Origin of the sequence: Notoacmeibacter marinus (genome assembly GCF_002238045.1) — a bacterium.
GTDB lineage: Bacteria > Pseudomonadota > Alphaproteobacteria > Rhizobiales > Rhizobiaceae > Notoacmeibacter > Notoacmeibacter marinus.
The window spans coordinates 175,336-191,852 of record NZ_NBYO01000003.1 but is presented as its reverse complement, the minus strand read 5'-3'; the positions used below and the strand labels follow the sequence as shown (position 1 = coordinate 191,852).

At 60.5% G+C, this 16,517-nt stretch carries 20 protein-coding genes; 18 read left to right on the top strand and 2 right to left on the bottom strand.

Translation table 11 applies throughout. From position 1 onward, the window contains the following. Positions 1 to 160: 160 nt before the first annotated feature. Positions 161 to 4,366: a DNA-directed RNA polymerase subunit beta' gene (gene rpoC / locus B7H23_RS13255; RefSeq protein ID WP_094077944.1), complete on the top strand. Its 4,206-nt coding sequence runs from the start codon at positions 161 to 163 to the stop codon at positions 4,364 to 4,366. A gap of 154 nt (positions 4,367 to 4,520) precedes the next feature. Here the strand turns inward: rpoC and B7H23_RS13250 are convergent, their stop codons facing one another. Next, the gene (locus B7H23_RS13250; RefSeq protein ID WP_094077943.1) at positions 4,521 to 4,769 is read right to left on the bottom strand and encodes a hypothetical protein; all 249 of its coding nucleotides are present in this window, start codon (positions 4,767 to 4,769) and stop codon (positions 4,521 to 4,523) included. A gap of 142 nt (positions 4,770 to 4,911) precedes the next feature. On the opposite strand from B7H23_RS13250, the gene B7H23_RS13245 reads away from it, so the two are divergent. Then, the gene (locus B7H23_RS13245; RefSeq protein WP_094077942.1) at positions 4,912 to 5,733 is read left to right on the top strand and encodes a LysR family transcriptional regulator; all 822 of its coding nucleotides are present in this window, start codon (positions 4,912 to 4,914) and stop codon (positions 5,731 to 5,733) included. Between the two features lie 68 nt (positions 5,734 to 5,801). Here the strand turns inward: B7H23_RS13245 and B7H23_RS13240 are convergent, their stop codons facing one another. Then, a complete protein-coding gene (locus B7H23_RS13240; protein ID WP_094077941.1) occupies positions 5,802 to 6,086 on the bottom strand; it encodes a transcriptional regulator in 285 nt (94 codons plus the stop codon). A 434-nt stretch (positions 6,087 to 6,520) separates the two neighbouring features. Here B7H23_RS13240 and rpsL point away from each other — a divergent pair, with 434 nt between their 5' ends. From rpsL to rplN, 16 genes are all read left to right on the top strand, one after another. Continuing rightward, complete coding sequence (gene rpsL, locus B7H23_RS13235) at positions 6,521 to 6,892, top strand: 30S ribosomal protein S12 (protein ID WP_094077940.1); 372 nt, start codon at positions 6,521 to 6,523, stop codon at positions 6,890 to 6,892. A 64-nt stretch (positions 6,893 to 6,956) separates the two neighbouring features. After that, positions 6,957 to 7,427: a 30S ribosomal protein S7 gene (rpsG, locus tag B7H23_RS13230; RefSeq protein WP_094077939.1), complete on the top strand. Its 471-nt coding sequence runs from the start codon at positions 6,957 to 6,959 to the stop codon at positions 7,425 to 7,427. Positions 7,428 to 7,455: 28 nt separating this feature from the next. Continuing rightward, entirely contained in the window at positions 7,456 to 9,549 is a 2,094-nt protein-coding gene (fusA, locus tag B7H23_RS13225; RefSeq protein ID WP_094077938.1) for an elongation factor G, read from the top strand. Positions 9,550 to 9,612: 63 nt separating this feature from the next. Then, complete coding sequence (gene tuf / locus B7H23_RS13220; RefSeq protein ID WP_094077937.1) at positions 9,613 to 10,788, top strand: elongation factor Tu; 1,176 nt, start codon at positions 9,613 to 9,615, stop codon at positions 10,786 to 10,788. 62 nt (positions 10,789 to 10,850) lie between these two features. Then, positions 10,851 to 11,159, top strand: coding sequence for a 30S ribosomal protein S10 (gene rpsJ, locus B7H23_RS13215; protein WP_094078384.1), 309 nt, complete (start codon positions 10,851 to 10,853; stop codon positions 11,157 to 11,159). Positions 11,160 to 11,254: 95 nt separating this feature from the next. After that, positions 11,255 to 11,989, top strand: coding sequence for a 50S ribosomal protein L3 (gene rplC, locus B7H23_RS13210; RefSeq protein ID WP_094077936.1), 735 nt, complete (start codon positions 11,255 to 11,257; stop codon positions 11,987 to 11,989). After that, positions 11,989 to 12,609, top strand: coding sequence for a 50S ribosomal protein L4 (gene rplD / locus B7H23_RS13205; RefSeq protein ID WP_094078383.1), 621 nt, complete (start codon positions 11,989 to 11,991; stop codon positions 12,607 to 12,609). Before rplC ends, rplD begins: the two co-directional genes overlap by 1 nt. Next, positions 12,606 to 12,899, top strand: a complete 294-nt coding sequence (locus tag B7H23_RS13200; RefSeq protein WP_094077935.1) for a 50S ribosomal protein L23 — start codon at positions 12,606 to 12,608, stop codon at positions 12,897 to 12,899. Before rplD ends, B7H23_RS13200 begins: the two co-directional genes overlap by 4 nt. A gap of 25 nt (positions 12,900 to 12,924) precedes the next feature. Next, positions 12,925 to 13,761 carry a 50S ribosomal protein L2 gene (gene rplB, locus B7H23_RS13195; protein WP_094077934.1) on the top strand — a complete coding sequence of 279 codons (837 nt, stop codon included), beginning with the start codon at positions 12,925 to 12,927 and terminating at the stop codon, positions 13,759 to 13,761. Between the two features lie 15 nt (positions 13,762 to 13,776). Further along, positions 13,777 to 14,055 (top strand): 30S ribosomal protein S19, encoded by a 279-nt coding sequence (gene rpsS, locus B7H23_RS13190; RefSeq protein WP_094077933.1) that lies wholly within the window; start codon positions 13,777 to 13,779, stop codon positions 14,053 to 14,055. Positions 14,056 to 14,057: 2 nt separating this feature from the next. Next, positions 14,058 to 14,441: a 50S ribosomal protein L22 gene (rplV, locus tag B7H23_RS13185; protein WP_094077932.1), complete on the top strand. Its 384-nt coding sequence runs from the start codon at positions 14,058 to 14,060 to the stop codon at positions 14,439 to 14,441. Beyond that, positions 14,441 to 15,148 carry a 30S ribosomal protein S3 gene (rpsC, locus tag B7H23_RS13180; protein WP_094077931.1) on the top strand — a complete coding sequence of 236 codons (708 nt, stop codon included), beginning with the start codon at positions 14,441 to 14,443 and terminating at the stop codon, positions 15,146 to 15,148. Before rplV ends, rpsC begins: the two co-directional genes overlap by 1 nt. A gap of 34 nt (positions 15,149 to 15,182) precedes the next feature. Continuing rightward, on the top strand, positions 15,183 to 15,596 hold the full coding sequence (gene rplP, locus B7H23_RS13175; protein ID WP_094077930.1) for a 50S ribosomal protein L16: 414 nt from the start codon (positions 15,183 to 15,185) through the stop codon (positions 15,594 to 15,596). Positions 15,597 to 15,609: 13 nt separating this feature from the next. Beyond that, on the top strand, positions 15,610 to 15,810 hold the full coding sequence (rpmC, locus tag B7H23_RS13170) for a 50S ribosomal protein L29 (protein WP_094077929.1): 201 nt from the start codon (positions 15,610 to 15,612) through the stop codon (positions 15,808 to 15,810). 5 nt (positions 15,811 to 15,815) lie between these two features. Beyond that, complete coding sequence (gene rpsQ / locus B7H23_RS13165; protein WP_094077928.1) at positions 15,816 to 16,058, top strand: 30S ribosomal protein S17; 243 nt, start codon at positions 15,816 to 15,818, stop codon at positions 16,056 to 16,058. An 88-nt stretch (positions 16,059 to 16,146) separates the two neighbouring features. Then, positions 16,147 to 16,515, top strand: a complete 369-nt coding sequence (gene rplN, locus B7H23_RS13160; protein WP_094077927.1) for a 50S ribosomal protein L14 — start codon at positions 16,147 to 16,149, stop codon at positions 16,513 to 16,515. Positions 16,516 to 16,517 lie beyond the last annotated feature (2 nt).

Genomic DNA, 16,517 nt, shown 5'->3' with positions numbered 1-16,517 from the left:
CAAACGCCAACCGCGCGGACCGCTACTGGTTCGCGCGGCACGCTCCTGATGGCGGGAGCGGCAAATCCTTCCGCCATCATAATGCCGGCGCGCGGTGCACGAGGACGAGACACCCGCCGGTTATCGGAACAGGGGCGATACGCCCCAGAAGGAGAATGGCATGAACCAGGAAGTCATGAACCTGTTCAATTCGCAGGCCCCGGCTCCCACTTTCGACAGCATCCGCATTTCGCTGGCGAGCCCGGAAAAGATCCTGTCCTGGTCCTACGGCGAAGTGAAGAAGCCGGAGACCATCAACTACCGCACGTTCAAGCCCGAGCGGGACGGTCTGTTCTGCGCGCGCATCTTTGGTCCGCAGAAGGATTATGAGTGCCTGTGCGGCAAGTACAAGCGCATGAAATATAAGGGCATCATCTGCGAGAAGTGCGGCGTGGAAGTCACGCTCTCGCGCGTTCGCCGCGAGCGGATGGGCCATATCGAACTGGCGGCGCCGGTGGCGCATATCTGGTTCCTGAAAAGCCTTCCGAGCCGCATCGCAACGCTGCTCGACATGACGCTGAAGGATATCGAGCGGGTTCTCTATTTCGAGAACTACATCGTGACCGAGCCCGGCCTGACCAGCCTTCAGGAGAACCAGCTTCTAAGCGAAGAAGAGTTCATGACGGCGGCCGAGGAGTTCGGCGACGACAGCTTCACCGCCATGATCGGCGCCGAGGCCATCCGCGAGATGCTCGCTGCGATGGAACTGCCGAAGATCGCGGTCGAACTGCGCGAGGATCTGGCCGAAACATCGTCCGAATTGAAGCAGAAGAAGCTGCTCAAGCGGCTGAAAGTGGTTGAGAATTTCATCGAGTCCGGTAACAAGCCGGAATGGATGATCCTTACGGTCGTGCCGGTCATTCCGCCGGATCTGCGTCCGCTTGTGCCGCTTGATGGCGGCCGTTTCGCCACGTCCGACCTGAACGACCTCTACCGCCGCGTCATCAACCGCAACAACCGTCTGAAGCGGCTGATCGAACTGCGCGCACCGGGCATCATCATCCGCAACGAGAAGCGCATGCTTCAGGAGGCGGTCGATGCGCTGTTCGACAATGGTCGCCGCGGTCGCGTCATCACCGGCGCCAACAAGCGTCCGCTGAAGTCCCTTTCCGATATGCTCAAGGGCAAGCAGGGCCGGTTCCGCCAGAACCTGCTCGGCAAGCGCGTGGACTATTCGGGACGCTCGGTCATCGTGACCGGCCCGGAATTGAAGCTGCACCAGTGCGGCCTGCCCAAGAAGATGGCGCTCGAGCTGTTCAAGCCGTTCATCTATGCGCGCCTCGACGCCAAGGGTTATTCCTCCACGGTCAAACAGTCCAAAAAGCTGGTCGAGAAGGAAAAGCCGGAAGTCTGGGACATTCTGGACGAGGTGATCCGCGAGCATCCGGTTCTGCTGAACCGTGCGCCGACGCTTCACCGGCTTGGCATTCAGGCCTTTGAGCCGGTGCTGATCGAGGGCAAGGCGATCCAGCTGCACCCGCTTGTCTGCACGGCTTTCAACGCCGACTTCGACGGCGACCAGATGGCCGTTCACGTACCGCTCTCGTTGGAAGCCCAGCTGGAAGCGCGCGTGTTGATGATGTCGACCAACAACATCCTGCATCCAGCCAATGGCGCACCGATCATCGTGCCGTCGCAGGATATGGTGCTGGGTCTCTATTATCTGTCGATCGTCAACGAGAATGAGCCGGGCGAAGGCATGGCCTTCGCCGACATGGGCGAACTGCATCACGCCTTGAACACGGGCGTCGTGACGCTGCACGCCAAGATCAAGGGTCGGTTCAAGACCGTGGACGAGGACGGCAATGTCGTCTCCGAAATTCACGACACGACGCCGGGCCGCATGATCATCGGTGAATTGCTGCCGAAGAATGTCAACGTGCCGTTCTCGACTGTCAATCAGGAGATGACCAAGAAGAACATCTCCCGCATGATCGACACGGTCTACCGCCACTGCGGCCAGAAGGAGACGGTTATCTTCTGCGACCGCATCATGTCGCTCGGCTTCGGCCAGGCCTGCCGCGCGGGCATTTCCTTCGGTAAGGACGACATGATCATTCCGGAAGCCAAGGCCAAGATGGTCGAGGAAACCGAGACGCTGACCAAGGAATACGAGCAGCAGTACAATGACGGCCTGATCACCCAGGGCGAGAAGTACAACAAGGTGGTCGACGCCTGGGCCAAGTGCTCCGAGAAGGTCGCCGAAGAAATGATGAAGGGCATCAAGGCGGTCGAGTTCGATCCGGAAACGAATCGTCAGAAGCCGATGAACTCCATCTACATGATGAGCCATTCCGGTGCGCGTGGTTCGCCCGCGCAGATGCGCCAGCTCGCTGGTATGCGCGGCCTGATGGCCAAGCCGTCCGGCGACATCATCGAGACGCCGATCATCTCGAACTTCAAGGAAGGCCTGACGGTCAACGAGTACTTCAACTCCACCCACGGCGCCCGAAAGGGTCTGGCCGACACGGCGTTGAAGACCGCCAACTCCGGCTATCTGACGCGCCGTCTCGTTGACGTCGCCCAGGACTGCATCGTGGTGAAGACCGATTGCGGTACCGATCGCGGCCTGACGATGACGCCCATCGTCGATGCCGGGCAGGTTGTCGCGTCCATCGGCCAGCGTGTTCTGGGTCGGACATCGTTGGACGATATCGTCGATCTGAAGACCGGCGAAACTCTTGTGAAAGCTGGCAAGACGATCGACGAGCGCGATGTCGATGCCATCGAGACGGCGGGCATTCAGACCGTCCGAATTCGCTCCGCGCTGACCTGTGACGTCAAGGTCGGCGTCTGTGCGATCTGCTACGGACGCGACCTGGCCCGCGGTACGCCGGTCAATCTCGGCGAGGCGGTCGGTGTCATCGCCGCGCAGTCGATCGGCGAGCCGGGCACGCAGCTTACCATGCGGACGTTCCACATGGGCGGCACGGCACAGGTCGTTGATACCTCGTTCCTCGAGGCGTCTTATGGCGGCACGGTGCAACTGAAGAACCGCTCGGTCGTCCGCAACTCGTCCGGCGACATGGTCGTTATGGGCCGCAACATGGCCGTGGCCATTTTGGACGAGAAGGGCGAGGAACGCGCCAGCCAGCGCGTCACCTATGGTTCGCGCATCTTCGTCGACGATGGCGATACCATCAAGCGCGGTCAGCGTATTGCGGAATGGGATCCTTATACCCGGCCGCTGCTGACCGAGGTCGAGGGCCGCGTCGAGTTCGAGGAACTGATCGATGGCGTGTCCATGTCCGTTTCCGAAGACGAGTCCACGGGCATCACCAAGCGCGAGGTTATCGACTGGCGGTCCACCCCGCGCGGTACCGACCTCAAGCCGGCGCTGATCATCGAAGGAAAGGACGGCAAGCCCGCAAAACTGGAGCGCGGCGGCGACGCCCGCTACATGATGAGCGTGGAAGCCGTGCTGTCCGTCGAGCCGGGCGCGCACGTCAAACCGGGCGACGTTCTGGCTCGTATCCCGATGGAGAGCGCCAAGACCAAGGACATTACCGGTGGTCTGCCGCGTGTGGCCGAACTGTTCGAAGCACGTCGTCCGAAGGACCATGCGGTGATCGCCGAAATCTCCGGCACGATCCGCTTCGGCCGCGACTACAAGAACAAGCGCCGCATCATGATCGAGCCGAATGAAGAGGGCGTGGAGCCGGCGGAATACCTTATTCCGAAGGGCAAGCCGTTCTATCTTCAGGATGGTGACGCCATCGAGAAGGGCGACTACATCCTAGACGGCAATCCCGCACCGCATGACATTCTGGCGATCAAGGGCGTGGAGGCTTTGGCTTCTTACCTCGTCAATGAGATCCAGGAGGTCTACCGGCTTCAGGGCGTGCTGATCAACGACAAGCACATCGAAGTGATTGTCCGACAGATGCTGCAGAAGGTCGAAGTTACGGAACAGGGCGATTCGCTCTATATTCCGGGCGACAATGTCGATCAGATCGAATTCGACGAGGTCAATCAGAGGCTCGTCGATGAAGGCAAGAAGCCGGCCAAGAGCCAGCCCGTCCTGCTCGGCATCACGAAGGCATCGCTGCACACGCCGTCCTTCTTCTCCGCGGCTTCCTTCCAGGAAACCACGCGCGTGCTCACCGAAGCGGCTGTGGCCGGCAAGACCGACACGCTGCAGGGCCTGAAGGAGAACGTGATCGTCGGTCGCCTCATCCCGGCCGGTACGGGTGGCGCAATGAACAAGATCCGTCGTGTGGCATCCTCGCGCGACGATCTTATTCTCGACGAGCGCCGCCGTGCAGCTCAGAGCGATGCCGGCGCCGCCATGCTTTCGGACATGAGCGAAGAGCAGCCGGCCGAATAAGCCGACTGGCAAAGCATAAACCGAGAAAGGGCCGCATCGTCTGATGCGGCCCTTTTTCTATATCGCGACCTCTTGCCGGTCGGATGGCTTACCGATCGGCAGAACCGCGCGCCATTGATCGGCAGGTTACGGATCGTTGTCGGCTTCCCCGCTCTCACTCCCGTCGGAGCAAAAGGAAACGAAGAGGCTTGAGAAGCAGTTCGCCGGCACGCTTGAGCGATGCCGTCGAACGGATTGGCCGTTCGACGGTGCACGACGCGAGATCGACAAGCCGGTATAGAGCCTGGGATCCGCGCCCGCCATGCATCTGGTAGAAGGCGTCCTCCGCCAGCAGCGCCTTGCTGCGCTTCGCATGTGGAAACGGCACGCCGTCCGGCGCCTGGAGAGGCGGGTGAACGCTCATGATTGTCTCCTTGGTGTTCGCTGGATCAGTCATGCAGTTACGAACTGAGCCGTTGCGCCGACTTGTTCTCGCCGCTTGACCTGCAACGAACTTAATGGCTGGCTGACCTGCACGAAATAGAACAATCCGAACGGGTCATTTCATGAATGAAACGAACGTCGATTGGAACGATCTGCAGCTCTTTCTGGCGGTGGCGAGGGAAGGAGGCCTGTCGCCGGCAGCGCGGAAGACTGGCCGAAGTCCGGCGACACTGGGCCGCCGAATGCTTGCTCTCGAACAGGCAATGGGTCGGGAATTGTTCGTCCGCCATGAGCGCGGCTACGCCCTCACCGCAGCAGCGGAAGAGTTGCTGGGCCAATTGAAGGATGTCGAAGCCCGCCTTCTTCGGGTGTCAGAGAGAGCGGAGCGTGACGAGCGGCCTTTGGTAAAGATCTCAGCGGGTACATGGACCACCTTGGCCATCCTGCGACATTTCGAGCAGATCACAGGCGCGCCCGCCGACGTCCGTCTGCGCTTTCTCTCGACCGAAACGGTTCTCGATATTCCGCGCCGCGAGGCGGTCATCGGCTTCCGCAATCGGCGGCCGAGCGAGGAGGGACTGGCCGCGCGAAAGCTTTCACGCGTCGAGTTCGCGCCCTATGCCTGCCCCGGTGCACCAGACCGATGGATCAAGGTGCTTGCCGATACGCCGTCCGCGCGGTGGCTGGAAAAGAGGGTGGATAAGGATGCCGTTTGCGAAGTGAGTTCTCCGCGCAACAGTCTCGACCTGGCGCTGGCGGGCAGGGGCGTTGCGATTCTGCCGACCTTCGTCGGCGATTCCGAGACAGGGCTGCAACGCACCGGCGCCACCATACCCGACCTTGCCCATGACCGGTGGATGGTCACGCACCAGGACGACCGCAACCGCCCGGAAGTTCGACGTACCATTGATCGCCTTTGCGATGTTATGGGGCAGGGCAGGTAACTGGCTGTTCAGCGCTTCCCGGCCTGGCGACTCATGCCCGTCGATCGTGTTTCTTCATTGCGATTCGCCTAATCGTCATCGCCGTCGACGATAATGATGGAGACTTCGCCCTCAAGCGCACCCTGATAGGCCGAAGCGTGAGGTTCTTCGTCCGGCTCTTCGAGAATCTCGCCGATCTGTTCGAACTCGACTTCCGCGAATCCCTCCTTCTGTAGCGACTGCGCGGCAAGTTGCACGGCGGTGTCGTCGTCAGGCGCGGAAACAAGAATATGGATGCGTTCCGCCGGCTGTTCCTTCTCGCGCCAGACCTTTCCCGTTATGATCTGGACATTGCCTTTGGTATTTTCATCCATCTATCTGATATCCTTGGCCTATTTTGAAAAATCGGTTGGGCGGCATTCGCTTGCTATATAGGCAGGCGCTTCAAGCTGACCATATTAGGACCGACGAAGGGGCTGACAGGGCTCTTTGCCTTGGAATTTCCTCATTGCCGACTGTTGACTTGGCCCGGGGCACCGGCTAAATGCGCCTTCGTCTGAGCCGATGTGAGGTCGGTTTTCGCAAACGACTCGTTAGCGAAGTTAAGCCTCAAACAGGGTTCGAACAGCGAGCGAAGACATTTTCGTGTTGCAAGAAGGGGTTGGATAGCCATCCCTTTCCTCTGCGTTTTCGAGGCAGGCCGTGTGTATGACACGCGGTTCGGGCCTCGTTCGTGCACGTTGATGACTGCTTGAACCGGCCCTTGAAGAGGGGCGACAGACACAGAATTTGGAATAGGGAAGGTGAAATGCCGACCATTAACCAGCTGATCCGCAAGCCGCGCAAAGCGCCAGTCAAGCGCAACAAAGTGCCGGCCATGGAGCAGAATCCGCAGAAGCGCGGTGTTTGCACCCGCGTCTATACCACGACCCCGAAGAAGCCGAACTCGGCTCTTCGCAAGGTTGCGAAGATACGCCTGACCAATGGTTACGAAGTGATCGGTTATATCCCCGGTGAGGGCCATAACCTTCAGGAGCACTCCGTTGTCATGATCCGCGGCGGCCGCGTGAAGGACCTTCCGGGTGTGCGCTACCACATCATTCGTGGTGTGCTCGATACCCAGGGCGTGAAGGACCGCAAGCAGCGTCGTTCGAAATACGGCGCCAAGCGTCCGAAGTAAGAAGTTTGATGGAAGGGCGTTCGGCTGCGGACGTCTCTTCGAGGTTTGAGAGACAGGAAAAGCGATGTCCCGTCGTCACCGCGCAGAAAAGCGAGAGATCAATCCGGACCCGAAGTTCGGCGATCTTGTCGTGACCAAGTTCATGAACGCCATCATGTATGATGGCAAGAAGTCCGCCGCCGAGCGCATCGTCTATGGTGCCTTCGATCAGGTGGAACAGAAATCCAAGGCCGATCCGCTGGCCCTCTTCCATGAAGCGCTCGACAATGTCGCGCCGCATCTCGAAGTCCGCTCGCGTCGTGTCGGTGGCGCCACTTATCAGGTGCCGGTCGAGGTGCGGACGGAACGTCGTCAGGCACTGGCGATCCGCTGGCTGATCAGCGCAGCGCGCGGCCGCAACGAAACCACCATGGTCGACCGTCTTTCGGGCGAACTGATGGATGCGGCGAACAATCGCGGCTCGGCCGTTAAGAAGCGCGAAGACACACACCGGATGGCGGAAGCCAACCGCGCCTTCTCGCACTATCGCTGGTAACGCCGAACGGAATTGACGGAGGTCGATCATGACCCGCGAATATAAAATCGAAGACTACCGCAACTTCGGCATCATGGCGCATATCGACGCCGGCAAGACGACGATGACCGAGCGGATCCTCTTCTACACCGGCAAGTCCCACAAGATCGGCGAAGTCCATGACGGCGCCGCGACGATGGACTGGATGGAGCAGGAGCAGGAGCGCGGTATCACAATCACCTCCGCTGCGACGACCACCTTCTGGGAGGGGCGCGACGGTAAGAAGCGCCGCTTCAACATTATCGATACCCCCGGACACGTCGATTTCACCATTGAGGTCGAGCGTTCGCTGCGTGTCCTCGACGGTGCGGTCGCACTGCTCGACGCCAATGCCGGCGTGGAGCCCCAGACCGAGACGGTCTGGCGTCAGGCTGACAAGTATCATGTCCCGCGCATGATCTTCGCAAACAAGATGGACAAGACCGGCGCCGACTTCTTCCGCTGCGTCGAGATGGTCGGCTCGCGGCTCGGTGCGAAGGCCGTAGTCCTTCAGCTGCCGATTGGCGCTGAGAACGAGTTCGCCGGGGTGGTCGATCTGATCGAGATGAAAGCCCTGGTCTGGAAGTCCGAGAATCTGGGCGCGGAATGGGATGTCGTCGACATTCCTGCCGACCTGCAGGCTCAGGCTGAAGAGTATCGCGAAATGCTCATCGAGTCGGCTTGCGAGATCGATGATGAGTGGACGGAAAAGTATCTCGAAGGCGAGATGCCGGACAACGACACCATTCGCGAACTGATCCGCAAGGGTACGCTGGAAGTGAAATTCTTCCCGATGATGTGCGGCACCGCGTTCAAGAACAAGGGCGTTCAGCCGCTGCTCAACGCCGTCGTGGATTATCTGCCGTCGCCGGTCGAAGTGCCTGCCATCAAGGGCATAGATCCGAAGACGGAAGGCGAGACAACCCGCAAATCGTCTGATGACGAGCCGCTGTCCATGCTCGCCTTCAAGATCATGAACGACCCCTTCGTTGGCTCGCTCACCTTCGCCCGTATCTATTCGGGTGTCCTCAACAAGGGCACCGGCGTGATGAATACGGTCAAGGAAAACCGCGAGCGCATCGGCCGCATGCTGCAGATGCATTCCAACAGCCGTGAAGATATTGAAGTGGCTTATGCTGGCGACATCGTCGCGCTTGCCGGTCTGAAGGACACGACCACGGGCGACACGCTCTGCGATCCGCTCAAGCCGGTCATTCTGGAGCGCATGGAATTTCCCGATCCGGTTATCCAGATCGCGATCGAGCCGAAGACCAAGGGCGACCAGGAAAAGATGGGCATCGCGCTCAACCGCCTGGCGGCCGAGGATCCGTCCTTCCGCGTCAAGAGCGACGAGGAAAGCGGCCAGACGATCATCGCCGGCATGGGCGAGCTTCATCTCGACATTCTGGTCGACCGCATGAAGCGCGAGTTCAAGGTGGAAGCCAATATCGGTGCGCCGCAGGTGGCCTATCGCGAGACGATCACCCGTCCGGCCGATATCGACTACACCCATAAGAAGCAGTCCGGTGGTTCGGGCCAGTTCGCTCGCGTCAAGATCACCTTCGAGCCGAACCCGGAAGGCGAGGACTTCGTCTTCGAATCTAAGATCGTCGGCGGTAACGTGCCGAAGGAGTACATTCCGGGCGTCCAGAAGGGCATCGAAAGCGTGCTGTCCTCCGGTCCGGTGGCCGGCTTCCCGATGCTGGGTGTGAAAGCCACGCTGACGGACGGCGCCTACCATGACGTCGACTCCTCGGTTCTGGCCTTCGAGATCGCGGCGCGCGCCGCATTCCGCGAAGGCGCCCAAAAGGCTGGCGCTCAGCTTCTGGAACCGATCATGAAGGTCGAGGTTGTCACGCCGGAAGATTATATGGGCGATGTTATCGGCGACCTGAACAGCCGCCGCGGCCAGATCCAGGGCACCGAGAGCCGTGGTATCGTCCAGGTCATCAACGCTTATGTGCCGCTCGCCAACATGTTCAAATATGTCGACAGCCTGCGCTCTTCGACGCAGGGGCGTGCGCAGTACACCATGCATTTCGATCATTACGAACCGGTGCCGTCGAACGTCGCCCAGGAAATCCAGGCGAAATACGCGTCTTAAGAACCGGAACGAACAACTGAATTCAGCCGCAGAGCGGCCAGAGACTAAGAATGGAGGCCTACGATGGCAAAGGGTAAGTTTGAGCGCAACAAGCCGCATGTGAACATTGGCACGATTGGTCACGTTGACCACGGCAAGACGTCTCTGACGGCGGCGATCACGAAGTATTTCGGTGATTTCAAGGCCTATGACGAGATTGACGGTGCGCCGGAAGAGCGTGCGCGCGGCATCACGATTTCGACGGCCCATGTTGAGTATGAGACGGAGAGCCGTCACTACGCCCATGTGGACTGCCCTGGCCACGCCGACTATGTGAAGAACATGATCACGGGTGCGGCGCAGATGGACGGCGCGATCCTGGTCTGCTCGGCGGCGGACGGTCCGATGCCGCAGACCCGCGAGCACATTCTTCTGGCCCGCCAGGTTGGCGTTCCGGCGATCGTGGTGTTCCTGAACAAGGTCGACCAGGTCGACGATGAGGAGCTTCTTGAGCTGGTGGAGATGGAAGTGCGCGAGCTTCTGTCGAGCTACGAGTTCCCGGGCGACGACATTCCGATCGTCAAGGGCTCGGCGCTTGCGGCGCTGAACGACAGCAACAAGGAGATCGGCGAGGATGCGGTTCGCGAACTGATGAAGGAAGTGGACGCCTACATTCCGACGCCGGATCGTCCGATCGATCAGCCCTTCCTGATGCCGATCGAGGATGTGTTCTCCATTTCGGGCCGCGGCACGGTCGTGACGGGTCGCGTGGAGCGCGGCGTGGTCAATGTCGGCGACGAGCTTGAGATCGTGGGCATTCGCGACACCACGAAGACGACCTGCACGGGCGTTGAGATGTTCCGCAAGCTTCTGGACCGTGGCGAAGCGGGCGACAATATCGGCGCGCTGCTGCGCGGCATCGACCGCGAGGGCGTGGAGCGCGGCCAGGTTCTGGCCAAGCCGGGCTCGGTCAAGCCGCACAAGAAGTTCAAGGCCGAGGCCTACATCCTGACCAAGGAAGAGGGCGGCCGTCATACGCCGTTCTTCACGAACTACCGTCCGCAGTTCTATTTCCGCACGACGGATGTGACGGGCATCGTGACGCTCCCGGAAGGCACCGAGATGGTGATGCCGGGCGACAATGTGACGGTGGATGTGGAACTGATCGTTCCGATCGCCATGGAAGAGAAGCTGCGCTTCGCCATCCGCGAAGGCGGCCGCACCGTCGGCGCCGGCATCGTCGCAGCAATCACAGAATAAGCCTCGTTTCGACAATGGGCGGATCGTCCGCCCATTGTCCTTTCGAATAAGGAATGTCTTCCATGAACGGACAGAACATCAGGATCCGCCTCAAGGCGTTCGATCACCGCATTCTGGACACGTCGACGCGCGAAATCGTGTCGACGGCCAAGCGGACCGGCGCCAATGTGCGGGGACCGATCCCACTGCCTACGCGGATCGAGAAATTCACGGTGAACCGTGGTCCGCACATCGACAAGAAGAGCCGCGAACAGTTCGAGATGCGCACGCATAAGCGCCTTCTCGACATTGTCGACCCGACTCCTCAGACCGTCGATGCGCTGATGAAACTCGATCTGGCCGCCGGTGTGGACGTCGAGATCAAGCTCTAAGGAGCTTTCATGACTGTCCAATGACAGTCCTCTGAAACGAAGCCGCGAACAGCGAACGAAAAGCTGGCTCGCGAGAGAATGTAAGGATTGAACCGATGCGTTCAGGTGTCATTGCACAGAAGCTGGGCATGACCCGCGTCTATAACGATGCGGGCGAGCATGTGCCGGTGACGGTTCTCCGCATGGAAAACTGTCAGGTTGTCGCGCAGCGCACCGCTGATAGAAACGGGTACAGCGCCGTGCAGCTCGGTGTTGGCTTTCGTAAGGTGAAGAATGTGGCGAAGGCCCAGCGGGGCCAGTTCGCGCAGGTTTCCGTCGAGCCGAAGGCCAAGCTCTGCGAATTCCGCGTGTCCGAAGATAATATGATCGATATTGGCGCGGAGATCACCGCCGAGCATTTCGTGCCCGGTCAGATGGTCGACGTCTCCGGCGTCACGATCGGTAAGGGTTTTGCCGGCGTCATGAAGCGCCACAATTTCGGCGGCGGCCGTGCGACCCACGGTAACTCAGTCAGCCACCGCGCGCACGGTTCGACCGGGCAGTGTCAGGATCCGGGCAAGGTCTTCAAGAACAAGAAGATGGCCGGTCATATGGGCCAGACCCGCGTGACCACGCAGAACCTACAGATCGTCTCGACCGATGTCGATCGCGGCCTGATCCTGGTTCGCGGCGCCGTTCCGGGCTCCAAGGGCGCCTGGATCGAAGTGCGCGATGCGGTCAAGAGCACTCTTCCCGACAATGCGCCGAAGCCGGCTGCGATCCGTAGCAACAGCAACGGTTCTGCAACCGAGGCCGAGGCTGAAGCCCCGGCCACCGAAGGAGCGGAATGATGGACGTTAAGGTCAACACCATGGCCGGTGACGAATCCGGCACGATTTCGCTCGACGATGCGATCTTCGGTCTGGAGCCGCGCGACGACATTCTCTATCGCGTCGTCCGCTGGCAGCGCGCCAAGAAGCAGCAGGGCACGCATAAGGCGCTGCAGCGTAGCGAGATTTCGCGTACCGGCGCCAAGATGTACCGCCAGAAGGGCACGGGGCGCGCCCGTCACTCTTCGGCCCGCGCACCGCAGTTCCGCGGCGGCGGCAAGGCGCACGGCCCGGTCGTTCGCAGCCATGCGCACGATCTGCCGAAGAAGGTTCGCGCCCTCGGCCTGAAGCACGCCCTTTCGGCCAAGGCCAAGAGCGACAGCCTGATCGTCGTCGACGAGTTGAAGGTGTCGGAAGCCAAGACGAAGGCGCTGCTCGGCTCGTTCGACAAGCTCGGCATCGCCGACGCGCTCTTCATCGGTGGATCGGAAGTCGATCAGGGTTTTGCCCGCGCTGCTTCGAACATTCCGCATGTGGATGTGCTGCCGGTCCAGGGCATCAATGTTTACGACATTCTGCGTCGCGGAAAGCTGGTCCTTTCCCGCGCGGCGGTCGAAGCTCTCGAGGAGCGGTTCAAATGAGCGATCTCAGCCATTACGACATCATCGTCAGCCCGGTCATCACCGAGAAGTCGACCATGGCGTCGGAGAACAACCAGGTGGTCTTCAACGTTGCCAAGACCGCCACGAAGCCGGAAATCAAGGCGGCCGTCGAAACACTCTTCGGCGTCAAGGTCACCGGTGTGAACACGCTTGTCCGCAAGGGCAAGGTTAAGCGCTTCCGCGGCCGCATCGGTCGTCAGAGCGACGTCAAGAAGGCCATCGTGACGCTCGAGGACGGCCAGTCCATCGATGTCACGAGCGGCCTCTAGAGCGAGCCGGAAGGACGGATAGACAATGGCACTGAAGACATTCAATCCGGTCACGCCGAGCCTGCGCCAGCTGGTGCTGGTCAATCGGGACGGCCTGCATAAGGGCAAGCCCGTCAAGGCGCTGACCGAAGGCCTGACCAAGAGCGGCGGCCGCAACAATCATGGCCGGATCACGGCCCGCTACATCGGTGGCGGTCACAAGCGGACCTATCGCCGCATCGACTTCAAGCGTCGCAAGTTCGACGTGGAAGCGACGGTCGAGCGTCTTGAATATGATCCGAACCGCACCGCCTTCATCGCGCTCATCCGCTATGAGGATGGTGAACTGTCCTACATTCTTGCACCGCAGCGTCTGGCTTCCGGCGACAAGGTGATGGCCTCCGGCAAGGCGATCGACGTCAAGCCGGGCAATACGATGCCGTTGGAACGGATGCCGGTCGGCACCATCGTCCACAATGTGGAGATGAAGGTCGGCAAGGGCGGTCAGATCGCACGCTCGGCTGGCGCATACGCACAGCTTGTCGGCCGCGATGCCGGCATGGCGATCCTGCGCCTCAACTCCGGCGAGCAGCGCCTCGTTCACGGCGCTTGCCTGGCGACGGTCGGTGCGGTCTCCAATCCGGACCACGCCAATATCAATCTCGGCAAGGCGGGCCGCAAGCGCTGGCTCGGTAAGACCCCGCATGTTCGTGGCGTCGTGATGAACCCGGTCGACCATCCGCACGGCGGTGGTGAAGGCCGGACCTCCGGCGGTCGCCATCCGGTGACCCCTTGGGGCAAGCCGACCAAGGGCAAGCGCACCCGGTCCAACAAGCAGACCGACAAATACATCATGCGTTCGCGCCATGCGCGTAAGAAATAAGGGAAGGGCAGCCTAGTGACCCGTTCAGTCTGGAAAGGCCCGTTCGTCGACGGCTACCTCCTGAAGAAAGCCGACAAGGTTCGTGAAGGTGGCCGTAACGAGGTGATCAAGACGTGGAGCCGTCGCTCCACGATCCTGCCGCAGTTCGTCGGCCTCACCTTCGGCGTCTATAACGGCCAGAAGCATATTCCGGTCTCCGTGTCCGAGGACATGGTCGGCCACAAGCTCGGCGAATTCTCGCCGACGCGGACCTATTACGGCCACGGCGCCGACAAGAAGGCGAGAAGGAAGTAATCATGGGTAAGGCCAAGGCCCCACGCCGCCTGGCGGACAATGAGGCAAGGGCGGTAACGCGCACCATTCGCGTCAGCCCGCAGAAGCTCAACCTTGTTGCTGCCATGATTCGCGGCAAGAAGGCGCAGACAGCGGTTGCGGATCTCGAATTTTCGCGTAAACGCATTGCTGGCACGGTAAAGAAGACGCTGGAAAGCGCCATCGCCAATGCCGAGAACAATCACGATCTGGACGTCGATTCGTTGATCGTTGCCGAGGCTTTCGTCGGCAAGTCGATCGTCATGAAGCGTTTTCATGCCCGTGGCCGCGGCCGCGCCAGCCGGATTGAGAAGCCTTTCGCGCATCTGACGATCGTCGTGCGCGAAGTCGAAGAGGAGACGGCCTGATGGGTCACAAGATCAATCCAGTCGGGCTTCGCCTCGGCATCAACAAGACGTGGGACAGCCGCTGGTTCGCCGCTTCTGGTGAATATGCGCAGCTCCTCCACGAGGATATCAAGATCCGGACCTATCTTGAGAAGGAGCTGAAGCAGGCTGCCGTTTCCAAAATCGTGATCGAGCGTCCGCACAAGAAGTGCCGCATCACCATTCATGCGGCACGCCCCGGCCTAATCATCGGCAAGAAGGGTGCGGATATTGAAAAGCTGCGCCGCAAACTGTCGGAAATGACGGATAGCGAAGTTCATCTGAACATCGTTGAGGTACGCAAGCCCGAAGTGGATGCGACCCTGGTCGCGCAGTCGATCGCCCAGCAGCTGGAGCGCCGTGTCGCGTTTCGCCGGGCCATGAAGCGCGCCGTCCAGAGCGCCATGCGCCTTGGCGCGCAGGGCATCCGTATCAATTGCGGCGGCCGTCTCGGCGGTGCCGAAATTGCGCGGACAGAATGGTACCGCGAAGGGCGTGTGCCGCTTCATACGCTGCGTGCCGATGTCGATTACGGCACGGCTGAAGCAGAGACCGCTTATGGCATTTGCGGCGTGAAAGTCTGGATTTTCAAGGGTGAAATCCTTGAGCACGATCCGATGGCTTCCGAGCGCCGCGCTGCCGAAGGTGACAACAAGGGTGGCGGTGGCCGCCGCCGCGAGAACGCCTGAACGGCGCCCCGCTGAACGATTGGAGTAAATACCGATGCTGCAGCCGAAGCGCACGAAGTATCGTAAACAGTTCAAAGGCCGTATCAGCAACCGTGCCAAAGGCGGCACGGCGCTGAATTTCGGCTCCTACGGCATCAAGGCGACTGAGCCTGAGCGCGTGACCGCGCGTCAGATCGAAGCTGCTCGCCGTGCCATTACCCGCCACATGAAGCGCCAGGGCCGCGTTTGGATCCGGATTTTCCCGGATCTGCCCGTCACGTCGAAGCCGACGGAAGTGCGCATGGGTAAGGGTAAGGGCTCCGTCGACTATTGGGCCGCTCGCGTCGCACCGGGCCGGATCATGTTCGAGATCGACGGCGTTAATGAAGAAGTTGCGCGCGAAGCGCTGCGTCTCGGAGCGGCTAAGCTGCCGGTCAAGACGCGCTTCGTGCAGCGCATCGCCGAATAAGAGGAAGAAGGCCATGAAAGCCGCCGACGTCCGGGCGATGAGCCCCGACCAGCTGAATGACAAGCTGGCTGAGCTGAAGAAAGAGCAGTTCAACCTGCGCTTCCAGGCCGCCAGCGGCCAGCTGGAGAAAACCGATCGCGTGCGCATTGTGCGTCGCGACATCGCCCGCATTCAAACCATTGCCCGCCAGAAGGCGGCCGAAAACAAGGGCTGAGAGATATGCCGAAGCGCATCCTTCAGGGCACCGTGGTGTCCGACAAGAACGACAAGACGGTCGTCGTTCGCGTCGAGCGCCGCTTCACCCATCCATTGTTCAAGAAGACGGTCCGCTCGACCAAGAAGTACAAGGCGCACGACGAGTCCAATGCCTGTAAGGTTGGAGACCGCGTGTCGATCCAGGAGAGCCGCCCGATTTCGAAGGACAAGAACTGGGTCGTCGTTACCGACGCTCAGACGGCCTGATCGGACATCGGGTCACGTAACGAGAATTTTAATCGCAAGGGGGCAGGGCGGTCCCGCCCGGCTCCCGTAAATTTGAAGGCGGTCAGTCATGATTCAGATGCAGACTAACCTCGACGTCGCCGACAATTCGGGCGCTCGCCGGGTCCAGTGCATCAAGGTGCTGGGCGGCTCCAAGCGGAAATACGCTTCTGTGGGCGACATCATTGTCGTCTCCGTTAAGGAAGCCATTCCGCGCGGCCGCGTCAAGAAGGGCGATGTGATGAAGGCGGTCGTGGTTCGCACGGCCAAGGACATCCGTCGCGCGGACGGCAGCGTCATCCGCTTCGACAAGAACGCAGCCGTTCTGGTCGATAACAAAAAAGAGCCCGTCGGCACCCGTATCTTCGGACCGGTTCCGCGCGAATTGCGCGCCAAGAGCCATATGAAGATCATTTCGCTGGCTCCGGAAGTGCTCTGAGG

Excerpts from the sequence above, each read along its gene's own strand:
- fusA (WP_094077938.1), top strand. The coding sequence starts at position 7,456 with ATGACCCGCGAATATAAAATCGAAGACTACCGCAACTTCGGCATCATG.
- rpsC (WP_094077931.1), top strand. The coding sequence starts at position 14,441 with ATGGGTCACAAGATCAATCCAGTCGGGCTTCGCCTCGGCATCAACAAG.
- rplP (WP_094077930.1), top strand. The coding sequence starts at position 15,183 with ATGCTGCAGCCGAAGCGCACGAAGTATCGTAAACAGTTCAAAGGCCGT.
- rpsL (WP_094077940.1), top strand. The coding sequence starts at position 6,521 with ATGCCGACCATTAACCAGCTGATCCGCAAGCCGCGCAAAGCGCCAGTC.
- rpoC (WP_094077944.1), top strand. The coding sequence starts at position 161 with ATGAACCAGGAAGTCATGAACCTGTTCAATTCGCAGGCCCCGGCTCCC.
- B7H23_RS13245 (WP_094077942.1), top strand. The coding sequence starts at position 4,912 with ATGAATGAAACGAACGTCGATTGGAACGATCTGCAGCTCTTTCTGGCG.
- rplC (WP_094077936.1), top strand. The coding sequence starts at position 11,255 with ATGCGTTCAGGTGTCATTGCACAGAAGCTGGGCATGACCCGCGTCTAT.
- rpsQ (WP_094077928.1), top strand. The coding sequence starts at position 15,816 with ATGCCGAAGCGCATCCTTCAGGGCACCGTGGTGTCCGACAAGAACGAC.
- rpmC (WP_094077929.1), top strand. The coding sequence starts at position 15,610 with ATGAAAGCCGCCGACGTCCGGGCGATGAGCCCCGACCAGCTGAATGAC.
- rplB (WP_094077934.1), top strand. The coding sequence starts at position 12,925 with ATGGCACTGAAGACATTCAATCCGGTCACGCCGAGCCTGCGCCAGCTG.
- rpsG (WP_094077939.1), top strand. The coding sequence starts at position 6,957 with ATGTCCCGTCGTCACCGCGCAGAAAAGCGAGAGATCAATCCGGACCCG.
- tuf (WP_094077937.1), top strand. The coding sequence starts at position 9,613 with ATGGCAAAGGGTAAGTTTGAGCGCAACAAGCCGCATGTGAACATTGGC.
- B7H23_RS13240 (WP_094077941.1), bottom strand. The coding sequence starts at position 6,086 with ATGGATGAAAATACCAAAGGCAATGTCCAGATCATAACGGGAAAGGTC.
- rplD (WP_094078383.1), top strand. The coding sequence starts at position 11,989 with ATGGACGTTAAGGTCAACACCATGGCCGGTGACGAATCCGGCACGATT.
- rplV (WP_094077932.1), top strand. The coding sequence starts at position 14,058 with ATGGGTAAGGCCAAGGCCCCACGCCGCCTGGCGGACAATGAGGCAAGG.
- B7H23_RS13250 (WP_094077943.1), bottom strand. The coding sequence starts at position 4,769 with ATGAGCGTTCACCCGCCTCTCCAGGCGCCGGACGGCGTGCCGTTTCCA.
- rplN (WP_094077927.1), top strand. The coding sequence starts at position 16,147 with ATGATTCAGATGCAGACTAACCTCGACGTCGCCGACAATTCGGGCGCT.
- B7H23_RS13200 (WP_094077935.1), top strand. The coding sequence starts at position 12,606 with ATGAGCGATCTCAGCCATTACGACATCATCGTCAGCCCGGTCATCACC.
- rpsJ (WP_094078384.1), top strand. The coding sequence starts at position 10,851 with ATGAACGGACAGAACATCAGGATCCGCCTCAAGGCGTTCGATCACCGC.